Genomic DNA, 13,311 nt, shown 5'->3' with positions numbered 1-13,311 from the left:
GTGACGGCGCGATAGCGCGTATGCGCCAATTGATTAACTGGAGCAAGACCGATGAAAAAAGTCGTCACGGTTTGCCCGTATTGCGCATCAGGTTGCAAAATCAACCTGGTGGTCGATAACGGCAAAATCGTTCGGGCGGAGGCGGCACAGGGGAAAACCAACCAGGGAACCCTGTGTCTGAAAGGCTATTATGGCTGGGACTTCATTAACGATACCCAGATCCTTACCCCGCGCCTGAAAACCCCGATGATCCGTCGCCAGCGCGGCGGCAAGCTGGAATCCGTCTCCTGGGATGAGGCGCTCGATTACGTCGCCACTCGCCTCAGCGCCATTAAAGAGAAGTATGGCCCGGACGCGATTCAGACTACCGGTTCGTCCCGCGGGACGGGTAACGAAACCAACTATGTGATGCAAAAATTCGCGCGCGCCGTTATTGGTACCAATAACGTCGACTGCTGCGCTCGCGTCTGACACGGCCCATCGGTTGCAGGTCTGCACCAATCGGTCGGTAACGGCGCTATGAGTAATGCCATCACCGAGATCGACAACACCGATCTCGTGTTTATCTTCGGGTATAACCCGGCAGATTCACACCCTATTGTGGCGAATCACGTGATTAACGCCAAACGCAATGGGGCGAAAATCATCGTCTGCGATCCGCGTAAAATCGAAACCGCGCGCATCGCCGATATGCACATTGCGCTGAAGAACGGCTCGAATATCGCGCTGCTCAACGCTATCGGACACGTGATCATCGAAGAGGATCTCTACGATAAATCCTTCGTCGCCAGCCGTTCCGAAGGCTTCGAAGAGTATCGCAAAATCGTCGAAGGCTATACGCCGGAGTCGGTGGAAGAGATTACCGGCGTGAGTGCCCAGGAGATCCGCGCCTGCGCCCGCATGTACGCCAGCGCGAAATCCGCCGCCATCCTGTGGGGCATGGGCGTCACCCAGTTCTACCAGGGCGTAGAGACCGTACATTCGCTGACCAGCCTGGCGATCCTCACCGGCAACCTCGGCAAGCCGAGCGTCGGCGTCAACCCGGTGCGCGGCCAGAACAACGTTCAGGGCGCCTGCGACATGGGCGCGCTGCCGGATACCTATCCGGGCTATCAGTACGTTAAGTTCCCGGAAAACCGCGAGAAGTTCGCCAAAGCCTGGGGCGTCGACAGCCTGCCGGCGCACACCGGCTACCGCATCAGCGAGCTACCGCACCGCGCGGCGCATGGCGAAGTGCGGGCGGCGTACATCATGGGGGAAGATCCGCTCCAGACCGACGCCGAGCTGTCCGCCGTGCGTAAGGCTTTCGACGATCTGGAACTGGTTATCGTCCAGGATATTTTCATGACCAAAACCGCCTCAGCGGCCGACGTTATCCTGCCCTCCACCTCGTGGGGCGAGCACGAAGGCGTTTATACCGCAGCGGACCGCGGCTTCCAGCGCTTCTTTAAAGCGGTAGAGCCGAAGTGGGACCTGAAAACCGACTGGCAGATCATCAGCGAAATCGCCACCCGGATGGGTTACAAGATGCACTACAACAACACTCAGGAAATCTGGGACGAGTTGCGTCATCTGTGCCCGGATTTCTACGGTGCCACCTACGAGAAAATGGGCGAGCTGGGCTACGTCATGTGGCCGTGCCGCGATGAGTCCGACGCCGACCAGGGGACCTCTTATCTGTTTAAAGAGAAGTTCGATACCCCGAACGGTCTGGCGCAGTTCTTCACCTGCGACTGGGTCGCGCCGATTGACAAGCTCACCGACGAATACCCGATGGTGCTGTCGACGGTGCGCGAAGTCGGCCACTACTCGTGCCGTTCGATGACCGGCAACTGTGCGGCGCTGGCCGCGCTGGCGGATGAACCGGGCTATGCGCAGATCAACACCGCCGATGCCGAACGTCTGGGCATTGAGGATGAGGCGCTGGTGTGGGTGAACTCGCGTAAGGGCCGTATTATCACCCGCGCGCAGGTCAGCGATCGTCCGAATAAAGGGGCGGTCTATATGACCTACCAGTGGTGGATTGGCGCCTGTAACGAGCTGGTTTCCGAGAACCTGAGCCCGATAACCAAAACGCCGGAGTACAAGTACTGCGCCGTCAACATTGAGCCGATTGCCGACCAGCGGGCCGCCGAGCAGTACGTGATTGACGAGTACAATAAGCTGAAAACCCGCCTGCGCGAAAGCGCGATGGGCTAATCAGGCCGCCTCCCCGGAGGCGGTGCTTCGCACCTGCCCGGGCTACACAATCCGTAGCCCGGGCGAGGCGCGTCAGCGCCGCCCCCGGGGAAACAGACGGCACGATGGTTCGAGTAAAACGTTCATATCCCCCACTCGTTCCCGTCGTTTTCTTCTCCTTCACCTGCCTTTATACTGCTCGCTATGTCCTCTACCGATAATAAAAAATGAAATACCTCTATTTACTGCTGGTGATGGCAAGCGTCGCCGCAGGCGCCATGGAACCCGGCAGCCAGTACAAACCGCTGGCCGAAGCGGGCGACCCGCGCGCGCAGTACTACCTGGCCGACACTTACGTCAGCTTCGGCGATTTTCCGCAGGCTGAATACTGGGCGCAGAAAGCGGCAGACAAGGGCGACGGCGATGCGCTGGCGCTGCTGGCTCAGCTCAAAATCCGCAATCCGCAGCAGGCCGACTACCGCCAGGCGAAAGCGCTGGCGGAAAAGTCGGTGCAGACCGGCAGCAGGGCGGGAGAAATTGTCCTCGCCCGGGTGCTGGTGAACCAGCAGGCCGGTACGCCGAACTATCCGCACGCTATCTCCCTGTTACAGCATGCCGCCCAGGATCCGGAAAGCGATTCAGCCGTCGACGCCCAGATGCTGCTGGGGCTTATCTACGCCAGCGGCGTTCACCCCCCGGAAGATGACGTAAAGGCGACGCAGTATTTTAAAGAGAGCTCTGCCCTCTCCCGCACCGGCTACGCTGAATACTGGGCCGGGATGCTTTTCCAGCAGGGAGAAAAAGGCTTTATCGAACCCAACAAGCAGAAAGCGCTGCACTGGCTCAACGTCAGCTGTCAGGAGGGGTTTGATACCGGCTGTGAAGAGTTCGACAGGACCAGTAAAAGATAAGAAAAAGCCCGGTGCGATGTCACCGGGCTTGCTGTTTTATTGCGCCGTTTTATCAAATTTTCCCAGCACTTCACGCTCGTACGCCAGCGCTTTTTTGCGGTCAAACTTGTGTTCCCATTTGGCGATAACCAGCACCGCCAGCGCGTTGCCCACAACGTTCAGCGCGGTACGCGCCATATCGAGGATACGGTCAACGCCGGCGATAAACGCCAGACCTTCCAGCGGAATGCCCACGCTGCCCAGCGTCGCCAGCAGCACCACGAAGGAGACGCCCGGTACGCCGGCAATCCCTTTCGACGTCACCATCAGCGTCAGCACAAGGGTAATTTCCTGCCAGATGGAGAGGTCGATACCGTACAGCTGGGCAATAAAGATCGCCGCAATGCTCTGATACAGCGTTGAGCCATCGAGGTTAAAGGAGTAGCCGGTCGGCACCACGAAGCTGGTGATTGACGCCGGCGCGCCATAGGCTTCCATCTTCTCAATAATCCGCGGCAGCACGCTCTCGGAGCTGGCGGTAGAGTAGGCCAGAATCAGCTCGTCCTTCAGGATGCGGATCAGGGTCCAGATGCTCAGCCCGCACACCCGCGCCACGATGCCTAATACCACCAGCGCGAAGAACAGAATGGCGAAATAAACCAGAATCACCAGTTTCGCCAGCGGCCACAGCGAGGCGAAGCCGAAGGTCGCCACGGTCACCGAAATCAGCGCGAACACGCCCACCGGCGCATAGCGCATGACCATGTGCGTCACTTTGAACATGGTTTCAGAAATAGAACGGAACACCGTTACCAGCGGTTCGCGATGGGTGGCGGGCAGCGAGGAGAGGCCCAGACCAAACAGCACCGAGAAGAAGATGATCGGCAGCATGTCGCCTTTCGCCATCGAGGCCACGATATTGGTCGGGACCAGCGAGAGGATCGTGCCCATCAGGCCATGCGCGTGGCTCTGCACTTCCGCCGTGGTGTTTTGATATTTCGAAATATCCACCGCCGCCAGCTGCGACATATCGATTCCGCTCCCCGGCTGGAAGACATTAGCCAGGGTAATCCCCAGCACGATCGCCACCGTGGTGATCACTTCAAAATAGATAATGGTCTTCGCGCCGATACGGCCCAGCTGCTTCGCATCGCCCACGCCCGCAATACCGACCACCAGGGTCGAGATGACGATCGGTACGACGATCATTTTAATCAGATGGATAAAGATATCGCCTGCCGGAGTCAGCAGGTTTGAGATTAACCAGTCACGGCTTTCGGCATGGTAATGCAGGTAACTGCCCAGAAGTATGCCCAGCACCAGAGCCAGCAAAATTTGCCAGGCCAGGCTGACTTTTGTTTTTTTCTTCACTACAGACTTCCTCGATGAAAAGCGCCATTCCGGGAGGTAATGGCACCCACTGAAAGGGGTATGAATTGTGTTGCGTTGCTTTATAGGGTTATTTAACGCGCAGTATCAGTATCATTTGCACGGCATGCTGCGCAAGTCTTTAAGAACAGCGGTTTACTCTGGTTTTATGCATAAAGCCGCTAATATCCCCACCTTATGTTGCATAAGTATTTGTTATAAAAAATATTTAATATATTCATTTTCTATAAATTCACTTCAGAAATTATTTCATATCAAAGTTTCATTTGATTGCTTTTCATTCAATTTAATTATTGCGTGATCTGCCCCCCAAATAGCAAACAAAGCCGCCAAAGCCCCTACTATTAACGTTTATTTGACATATATTTAACAACCTACAGGAGAAAAAAAGCCATGAGCCAAATACATAAACACCCTATTCCCGCTAATATTGCGGAACGTTGCCTGATTAACCCGGAACAGTACCAGGCGCAGTATCAGCAGTCCGTCACCGAACCTGACGCCTTCTGGGGCGAGCAGGGCAAAATCCTTGACTGGATAAAACCCTATACGCGCGTGAAAAACACCTCGTTCGCGCCGGGCAATATTTCCATTAAGTGGTATGAAGACGGTACGCTGAACCTCGCCGCTAACTGCCTCGATCGCCATCTGGCGGAGCGCGGCGACCAGACGGCCATCATCTGGGAAGGCGACGATGCCAGCCAGAGCAAAAACATCACTTATCGCGAGCTACATCGCGATGTCTGCCGCTTTGCCAACGTCCTGCTCGATCTGGGCATTAAAAAGGGCGATGTCGTGGCTATCTATATGCCGATGGTGCCGGAAGCGGCGGTGGCCATGCTGGCCTGCGCGCGCATCGGCGCTATCCATTCGGTCATTTTCGGCGGCTTCTCGCCGGAGGCGGTCGCCGGCCGTATCATCGATTCCAACTCTCGCCTGGTGATCACCTCGGATGAAGGGCTGCGCGCCGGCCGCGCTATCCCGCTGAAGAAGAACGTCGACGACGCGCTAAAAAATCCGAACGTGAAGAGCATCGAAAACGTGGTGGTGTTCAAACGTACCGGCGGCAAAATCGACTGGCAGGAAGGCCGCGATCTGTGGTGGAGCGATCTGATCGAGAAAGCCAGCGCGGAACACCAGCCCGAAGAGATGAACGCCGAAGATCCGCTGTTTATCCTTTATACCTCCGGTTCGACCGGTAAGCCAAAAGGCGTGCTGCACACCACCGGCGGCTACCTGGTCTATGCGGCGTCAACCTTTAAATACGTGTTCGACTATCATCCTGGCGACATCTACTGGTGCACCGCCGACGTCGGTTGGGTCACCGGCCATAGCTACCTGCTCTACGGCCCGCTGGCCTGCGGCGCGACGACGCTGATGTTCGAAGGCGTACCGAACTGGCCGACCCCGGCGCGTATGTGCCAGGTGGTCGATAAGCATCAGGTCAACATTCTTTATACCGCCCCTACGGCGATCCGCGCGCTGATGGCGGAGGGCGATAAGGCCATCGAAGGCACCGACCGCTCTTCCCTGCGCATTCTCGGCTCCGTCGGCGAACCGATTAACCCGGAAGCCTGGGAGTGGTACTGGAAGAAGATCGGCAACGAGAAGTGCCCGGTGATGGACACCTGGTGGCAGACCGAAACCGGCGGCTTTATGATCACCCCGCTGCCCGGCGCTATCGAGCTGAAGGCCGGTTCCGCCACGCGTCCCTTCTTCGGCGTCCAGCCGGTGCTGGTGGATAACGAAGGCGCGCCGCTGGAAGGCGCGACCGAGGGGAACCTGGCGATCGCCGATTCCTGGCCGGGCCAGGCGCGCACGCTGTTTGGCGACCACGAACGCTTCGAACAAACCTACGTCTCCACCTTTAAAAATATGTACTTCAGCGGCGACGGCGCGCGCCGTGACGAAGATGGCTACTACTGGATCACCGGCCGCGTCGATGACGTGCTGAACGTTTCCGGCCACCGTCTGGGTACCGCCGAAATTGAATCGGCGCTGGTGTCGCATCCGAAAATCGCCGAAGCGGCGGTGGTCGGCATTCCGGGTAATGACTCCAACTTACTGATAGTGTTTTATGTTCAGATAATGCCCGATGACTTTGTCATGCAGCTCCACCGATTTTGAGAACGACAGTGACTTCCTGCCCAGCCTTGCCAGATGCTGCCTCAGATTCAGGTTATGCCGCTCAATGCGCTGCGTATATCGCTTGCTGATAACGTGCAGTTCTCCCTTCAGGCGTGATTCATAAAGCGGCCAGCCATCCGTCATCCATACCACGACCTCAAAGGCCGACAGCAGGCCAAGAAGACGCTCCAGCGTGGCCAACGTGCGTTCACCGAATACGTGCGCCACAACCGTCCTCCGTATCCTGTCATACGCGTAAAACAACCAGCGCTGGCGTGATTTAGCGCCGACGTAACCCCACTGTTCGTCCATTTCCGCGCAAACAATGACGTCACTGCCCGGTTGTATGCGTGAGTTTACCGACTGCGGCCTGAGTTTTTTAAGTGTCGTAAAATCGTGTTGAGGCCAACGCCCATAATGCGTGCACTGGCGCGACATCCGACGCCATTCATGGCCATATCAATAATTTTCTGGTGTGTACCGGGCTGAGAGGCGGTGTAAGTGAACTGTAGCTGCCATGTTTTACGGCAGTGAGAGCAGAGATAGCGCTGATGTCCGGCAGTGCTTTTACCGTTACGCACCACGCCTTCAGTAGCTGAACAGGAGGGACAGCTGATAGAAACAGAAGCCACTGGAGCACCTCAAAAACACCATCATACACTAAATCAGTAAGTTGGCACCATTACCAGTTTTTTAAGTGTCGTAAAATCGTGTTGAGGCCAACGCCCATAATGCGTGCACTGGCGCGACATCCGACGCCATTCATGGCCATATCAATAATTTTCTGGTGTGTACCGGGCTGAGAGGCGGTGTAAGTGAACTGTAGCTGCCATGTTTTACGGCAGTGAGAGCAGAGATAGCGCTGATGTCCGGCAGTGCTTTTACCGTTACGCACCACGCCTTCAGTAGCTGAACAGGAGGGACAGCTGATAGAAACAGAAGCCACTGGAGCACCTCAAAAACACCATCATACACTAAATCAGTAAGTTGGCACCATTACCCACATTCTTCATTAATATCAAAAAAACCTCAAATTGAAACATTTAATTACAATTTAAGAGAGGGACAAATAAGGATAAAACCTATGATATCATCGGATTATCTTACAAATACGAATATTTAATTAACCGTTCATCTCGATAAGATGAAATGACTATTCATATGAGTATAAATAGTCGTGAGATATGGAAAAGTACCTTAGCGAGTATGCGTTGATTAATTAAAAAGGGGTTCAGAACATGGCCCATCTCACCAGCGGCGCGGCCAGCACCATCACCACTCCGGATAGCATCATCACCAGGCTGGCGACCACGCCCTCCTGAGGGCCAAGCTCGTAGGATCGTGCGGTACCGGCGCCGTGCGATGCGGCACCCAATCCGGCCCCTTTTGCCATACCTTCGCGAATAGAAAGACGCAGAAACAGTACATCCCCTACCGCCATCCCGAATACCCCGGTGACCACGACAAACAGAGCGACTAAATCTGGCTGGCCGCCCAGCGGTTTGGCTGCCGCCAGCGCAAAGGGGGTGGTAACGGAGCGTACCGCCAGGCTGCGCTGGATCTCATCAGGCAAGGTAAATAATCGCGCCAGCCACACCGAACTGGTCACCGCGACAACCGAGGCGGTAGTGACGCCAGCCGTCAGCGACATCCAGTGGCGCTTAATAATCGCCATGTTGTCGTATACCGGCACGGCAAAGGCGATCGTCGCCGGGCCCAGCAGCCACAGCAGCCAGTGCGTCTCCCCCATATAGCGTTGATAAGAGATATGGCCGAATACCAGCATCATGACCAACAGGATCGGGGTGAAAACCAGCGGCATCAGCGGCAGTTTATGGAAGCGGCGATAAAGCCGCTTGTTGGCAAAATAGAGTCCCAGCGTGACAAGAAGGCACAGGAGGCTCAGCTGAAAATCACTCATGTTTCATCCTGCTGACTTCATAGCGATACACTTTATCAACCACCCATGCCGTGGCGCCCAACACCATCGTAGTGCTCAAGCCAATCACCAGAAAGATACGCCAGCCATCAACCATCAGCAGCTGCGCGTAGTTGACGACCGCCACCACCGCCGGTACGAAAAACAGCAGCATCTCCGCCAGCAGCCAGCGGGCTCCGGCGCGTACCCAGTTTAAAGGAATGACCCGGCAGACGATCAGCGCCAGCATCATCAGCATGCCCACCAGATTCGCCGGAAGGGGCAGGTGCAGCCAGTTAACTAAATATTCAGCGCAGACAAACAGTCCGGCGTAGATCAGGACCTGAACCGGTACCTGAAGACGTTGCATAACGAAGGGCGTCACGCGAGCTGGCGCAAAGGCCATGAGCGGTATTCCTGAAAAAGAAGACAGGCGTGCAGTATAGAGAGCCGCCCGGCGCGGCAGAAATGAATTAAAATCATCACAGGTATAGTCTCAGGGAATAATTATGGATATCCGAACGCTGCGTTATTTTGTCGAAGTGGTTCGCCAGCAAAGCTTTACCCGCGCGGCGGAGAAACTGTTCGTCACGCAGCCCACCATCAGCAAGATGCTTAAAAACCTTGAAGATGAGCTGAACTGCACGCTGCTGATCCGCGACGGTCGCCGGCTGCTGCTGACCGATACCGGACGCGTGGTTTTCGAGCGCGGGCAGGCCATCCTTGGCGAATTTCACCAGCTGGAGTCGGAGCTGAGCGATATTAATCATCTGCACAAAGGCGTACTGCGTCTCGGGATCCCGCCGATGGTCGGCATGCTGATGGCCGAGCCGATTAGCCGCTTTCGCCAGCGCTATGCGGGTATCGAGTTGAAAATCTCCGAGTTTGGCGGATTGACCGTGCAGCAGGCGGTCAGCAACGGCGAACTGGATTTAGCCATGACGGCACTTCCGGTTGATGAGGCCAGTGGCCTGACGACGCTATCTCTGTTCAGCCATCCGCTCTGCGTACTGACGCCGAGAACGGCACAATGGGAGGGCCTCAGGTCATTGTCGCCGCAGGCGCTCGCCGCGCATCCGCTGGTGATTTACAACGAGGATTTCGCCCTCAGCCAGCAGCTGATGCGGCTGTTTGCTCAGCATGATGTTAAGCCGCGCATCGCCGTGCGCAGCGGACAGTGGGATTTTCTGGCCGCCATGGTCCAGGCGGGGATTGGCATCGCGATTTTGCCGGAGCCGATTTGCCAGCGCCTCGACCCGCAGAGCTTTTGCTGGATGCCGTTGCAGAGCGATCTGCGCTGGGAGCTGGGGATGATTTGGCGGGAAGGCGTTTATCTGTCGCACAGCGCGCGAGCGTGGCTGGAGTGCAGTAAGGCGTTCTGGCTGAAGTAAGTCCCCGGGTCGCGGCGTCAACGCCTGACCCGGGGAACAGGTACGGCGTTACTGATCTTCTATAAGCAGCGCTTCCAGCAGATCGAGGTCGTGCAGCAGCTTCTGCAGCGTCTCGTTGCTGATCTGCCGGGTGGCGCGCAGGTGGTACAGCTCACCGCGTTCGGAACGCAGCGCCGCCAGGCGGAACCGGCGTTCGAGGCTCTCCTCCAGCATCGACGTTTCAACATCGTTGCGGCCATCAACGCGACGACGCAGGTTACCAATCACCCGCGAACTGACCTCGGTCAGCAGCTGATTATCAATATTCTCTTTGGTATCCGCAGCCAGACGCTCTTCCATTTTCTGAATCGCGACAATCGCCACATCCGCCGTAGCGGCCCGCGCCAGACGCTCCTCTTTGCGCTGCTGGACATGGTCGGTCGACTCGATATGGCGCAGCAGAATCGGCAGCACAATCACGCCGACGAACAGTGAGAACAGAATCACCCCGGCGGCGAGGAACACCAGCTCATAGCGCGCCGGGAAGACGTTGCCGTCCGGTAGCAGCAGAGGAATAGACAGTACGCCGGCAAGGGTAATCGCCCCGCGAACGCCGGCGACGGAGGAGATCAGCAGCTCGCGCGTGGTCCAGGAGCCGAACTCCATCGGTTTCTTTTTCAGGAAACGCTGGCTCAGTTTGCGCATCGTCCACAGCCAGCCAAAACGCACCAGCATCAGGGCGGCATAAATCAGAATGATATCGGTAAACAGCATCCAGGTTTCGACGTTGGGATCCGCTTCTGCGGCCACCAGCGAGCTGGAAAGGATGTCCGGCAGCTGCAGGCCCAACAGCAGGAAGACCATGCCGTTAAACACGAACTCCAGCATCGCCCAGGTGCTGTTGGCGCGCAGGCGCATCGCCAGCGGCGCGCTGCGCATCACCCCGGAACGCGTAATGGTCATCCCCGCGGCGACCGCCGCCAGGATCCCGGAAAAGCCGATATGCTCCGCGATCAGATAAGAGGCGAACGGCAGCAGGAACAGCAGCACAATTTGCGTTGCCGGTTCATCGCCGCCCCAGCGGCTGAGGAAGCGCATCGAGCGCCCGTACAGCCAGCTGACCACAAAGCCCGCGAGAATACCGCCGACCGCCACCTTGAAGAACTCCACCGTCGCGCCGCCGACGGTAAAGACCATGGTGCCCATCGCCACCGCAACGGCGAACTTCAGGGAGACCAGGCCGGAGGCATCGTTCATCAGCGCTTCGCCCTGCAAAATGCCCATTATTTTTTTCGGAATGCGCCCTTCGCCGACAATTCCCGACAGCGCCACGGCATCCGTTGGCGACAGAACCGCCGCCAGAGCAAAAGCCGGAATCAGCGGAATACCCGGCACGATCCAGTAGATGAGGTAGCCAATACCGACCACCGTTACCACCACCAGCGCCAGCGCCAGACCGAAAATTTCCCGTCCATGCTCTATGAACTCACGGGTTGGCGTCTTCCAGCCATCGGCAAAAAGCAGCGGCGGAATGAACAGAACCAGAAAGAGTTCGGGGTCGAATTCAACGTGCAATCCGAAGGTAGGCCAGGCCAACAGCGCGCCGATGCCAATTTGGATTAAGGGGAGTGGAACCTGAAAGGGCAGTACGCGTGTAACCACCCCGGAGAGAGAGACCACGAGGGTCATGATGAGTATGGTAAAGAATATTTCCATGTGTTCCCTGTTTGCTGCGTGTCTTTTTTTTACATCTGAGGCGTCATGTCTCGGCATAATACGCTACTCAGATTAACGCAAAAGGAAACAGGATGTGGCTTAAAAATTAAACGGGCGGCCAAAGCCGCCCGTTGTTAGCAGGAAAAGTTAAATCGCCCAACCGCCGGCGTAGAAGATAACCAGCGCCGCGGCGATGATCACCGTACCCAGGTTTAGCTTACGCCATTCGCCGGACACCAGACGACCGATCACCAGCGACGCAAAGCCGATCATGATGCCGGTCACGATGTTGCAGGTCAGCACGATAAAGACCGCGGTAATCAGGCCCGCCATCGCGTCGACGAAATCGTTGAAATCGATTTTCGCCACGTTGCTCAGCATCAGCAGGCCGACGTACATCAGCGCCGGCGCGGTGGCATAAGCCGGCACCAGATACGAGAGCGGAGAGAGGAACAGGATCAGCAGGAACAGCACGCCGACGGTCACTGCCGTCAGGCCCGTTTTGCCGCCCGCCGCAGTACCGGCAGCGGATTCGATATACACCGCCGCCGGCGCCGCCCCGACCAGGCCGGAGAAGACGCTGCTCAGGGAGTCGGTGGTCAGCGCTTTGCCGCCGTTAATAATCTGCCCGTCTTTATCCAGCAGGTTCGCCTGGCCGGCCACCGCGCGGATGGTTCCGGTAGCGTCAAACACCGCGGTCATCACCAGCGCAAGCACGCTTGGCAGCACCACCGGGTTCAGCGCGCCCACGATATCCAGGCTACCGATCAGCGAGTTGCCTTTATCGTCGCTCAGCGACGGCATGGCGAAGATACCGGAGAAGTGAACGTTAGGATCGAAGATCAGGCCGATAATCGAGACGCCGATAATCGTCAGCAGGATACCGCCCGGCACTTTCAGTTTTTCGAGGCCGATAATCACCGCCAGCCCGACCAGCGACATAATCACCGGGAAGCTATCAAAATTACCCAGCGCCACCGGCAGACCATCCAGCGGATTTTTGATAACCAGGCCCACGCCGTTGGCGGCAATCAGCAGCAGGAACAGACCGATACCAATCCCCGTACCGTGCGCCACGCCCTGCGGCAGGTTACGCAGGATCCAGCTACGAATGCCGGTCGCGGAGATCACGGTGAACAGGACACCCATCAGGAACACCGCGCCCAGCGCGACCGGAATGCTGATCTGTTGACCCAGTACCAGGCTAAAGGCGGTAAACGCGGTCAGCGAGATGGCGCAGCCAATCGCCAGCGGCAGGTTCGCCCACAGCCCCATCACCAGCGAGCCGACGCCGGCAACCAGACAGGTGGAAACAAATACCGCAGCCGGTGGAAAACCCGCTTTGCCGAGCATACCCGGCACCACGATGACGGAGTAAACCATCGCCAGGAAGGTGGTAAGACCGGCAACGATTTCCTGACGCACGGTGCTGCCGCGAGCAGAAATTTTAAACCAGGCGTCCAATGAACCGCCGGTACGCGCTGAAGGCGTAGACATAGAAAACTTCCCCTGAGAATTTTTATCGTTCGTCCGAATGCGTGGTGGACCATCCACTGCCAGCTAAACGCGATCTCCTTGTGCTACATCGCAGCGCCAGGGGCCGCGAAAAAGCAAACGTTTAACTCCGCGCATACAGTACGGTGTGAAGAATGACTTTGCTCCCCTCTGTCAGCAGAGGAAATGATGAGCAAAATAAAAAGGCAAACGATTATCCAGCCTTTAG

The 13,311-nt window shown here is 57.0% G+C and carries 9 protein-coding genes and 2 pseudogenes; 4 read left to right on the top strand and 7 right to left on the bottom strand.

All coding sequences use genetic code 11. From position 1 onward, the window contains the following. Positions 1-51: 51 nt before the first annotated feature. Positions 52-2,199 (top strand): formate dehydrogenase subunit alpha, encoded by a 2,148-nt coding sequence (fdhF, locus tag MKleb_RS02015; protein ID WP_217076417.1) that lies wholly within the window; start codon positions 52-54, stop codon positions 2,197-2,199. A 206-nt stretch (positions 2,200-2,405) separates the two neighbouring features. Continuing rightward, the gene (locus tag MKleb_RS02010; RefSeq protein WP_217076415.1) at positions 2,406-3,089 is read left to right on the top strand and encodes a tetratricopeptide repeat protein; all 684 of its coding nucleotides are present in this window, start codon (positions 2,406-2,408) and stop codon (positions 3,087-3,089) included. A 36-nt stretch (positions 3,090-3,125) separates the two neighbouring features. Here the strand turns inward: MKleb_RS02010 and gltP are convergent, their stop codons facing one another. Further along, positions 3,126-4,439, bottom strand: coding sequence for a glutamate/aspartate:proton symporter GltP (gene gltP, locus MKleb_RS02005; RefSeq protein ID WP_004109428.1), 1,314 nt, complete (start codon positions 4,437-4,439; stop codon positions 3,126-3,128). Positions 4,440-4,850: 411 nt separating this feature from the next. Here gltP and acs point away from each other — a divergent pair. After that, positions 4,851-6,545: pseudogene (acs, locus tag MKleb_RS02000) on the top strand (acetate--CoA ligase); the annotation flags it as partial. Here the strand turns inward: acs and MKleb_RS01995 are convergent. The 4 genes and pseudogenes from MKleb_RS01995 to MKleb_RS01980 all read right to left on the bottom strand — a co-directional run bounded on the left by MKleb_RS01995 (position 6,519) and on the right by MKleb_RS01980 (position 8,908). Next, a protein-coding gene (locus MKleb_RS01995; protein ID WP_223274117.1) for an IS1 family transposase occupies positions 6,519-7,216 on the bottom strand; the annotation gives its coding sequence in 2 pieces (ribosomal slippage) (positions 6,519-6,967 and positions 6,967-7,216; 699 coding nt in all). The pseudogene acs and the gene MKleb_RS01995 sit on opposite strands and share 27 nt — an antisense overlap. Before the next feature lie 59 nt (positions 7,217-7,275). Next, positions 7,276-7,530 (bottom strand): annotated as a pseudogene (locus tag MKleb_RS01990) (IS1-like element transposase); the annotation flags it as partial. Between the two features lie 285 nt (positions 7,531-7,815). Further along, positions 7,816-8,505, bottom strand: coding sequence for an LrgB family protein (locus MKleb_RS01985; protein ID WP_025107690.1), 690 nt, complete (start codon positions 8,503-8,505; stop codon positions 7,816-7,818). Then, complete coding sequence (locus tag MKleb_RS01980; RefSeq protein WP_004097823.1) at positions 8,498-8,908, bottom strand: CidA/LrgA family protein; 411 nt, start codon at positions 8,906-8,908, stop codon at positions 8,498-8,500. Before MKleb_RS01980 ends, MKleb_RS01985 begins: the two co-directional genes overlap by 8 nt. Before the next feature lie 103 nt (positions 8,909-9,011). Here MKleb_RS01980 and MKleb_RS01975 point away from each other — a divergent pair, with 103 nt between their 5' ends. Next, on the top strand, positions 9,012-9,893 hold the full coding sequence (locus tag MKleb_RS01975) for a LysR family transcriptional regulator (protein WP_025107691.1): 882 nt from the start codon (positions 9,012-9,014) through the stop codon (positions 9,891-9,893). A 48-nt stretch (positions 9,894-9,941) separates the two neighbouring features. Here the strand turns inward: MKleb_RS01975 and MKleb_RS01970 are convergent, their stop codons facing one another. Further along, entirely contained in the window at positions 9,942-11,588 is a 1,647-nt protein-coding gene (locus MKleb_RS01970; protein ID WP_025107692.1) for a Na+/H+ antiporter, read from the bottom strand. A 147-nt stretch (positions 11,589-11,735) separates the two neighbouring features. Beyond that, the gene (locus MKleb_RS01965; RefSeq protein ID WP_004097818.1) at positions 11,736-13,085 is read right to left on the bottom strand and encodes an NCS2 family permease; all 1,350 of its coding nucleotides are present in this window, start codon (positions 13,083-13,085) and stop codon (positions 11,736-11,738) included. Positions 13,086-13,311 lie beyond the last annotated feature (226 nt).

It is taken from the genome of Klebsiella sp. PL-2018, assembly GCF_019048985.1.
In the GTDB taxonomy this organism is placed as follows: Bacteria; Pseudomonadota; Gammaproteobacteria; order Enterobacterales; family Enterobacteriaceae; genus Klebsiella; species Klebsiella michiganensis.
The sequence above is the reverse complement of the archived record's forward strand: the minus strand, read 5'-3'. Positions and strand labels throughout refer to the sequence as shown.

Coding starts and splice junctions, on each gene's coding strand:
- MKleb_RS02010 (WP_217076415.1), top strand. CDS start 2,406: ATGAAATACCTCTATTTACTGCTGGTGATGGCAAGCGTCGCCGCAGGC.
- MKleb_RS01985 (WP_025107690.1), bottom strand. CDS start 8,505: ATGAGTGATTTTCAGCTGAGCCTCCTGTGCCTTCTTGTCACGCTGGGA.
- MKleb_RS01980 (WP_004097823.1), bottom strand. CDS start 8,908: ATGGCCTTTGCGCCAGCTCGCGTGACGCCCTTCGTTATGCAACGTCTT.
- MKleb_RS01975 (WP_025107691.1), top strand. CDS start 9,012: ATGGATATCCGAACGCTGCGTTATTTTGTCGAAGTGGTTCGCCAGCAA.
- MKleb_RS01970 (WP_025107692.1), bottom strand. CDS start 11,588: ATGGAAATATTCTTTACCATACTCATCATGACCCTCGTGGTCTCTCTC.
- MKleb_RS01965 (WP_004097818.1), bottom strand. CDS start 13,085: ATGTCTACGCCTTCAGCGCGTACCGGCGGTTCATTGGACGCCTGGTTT.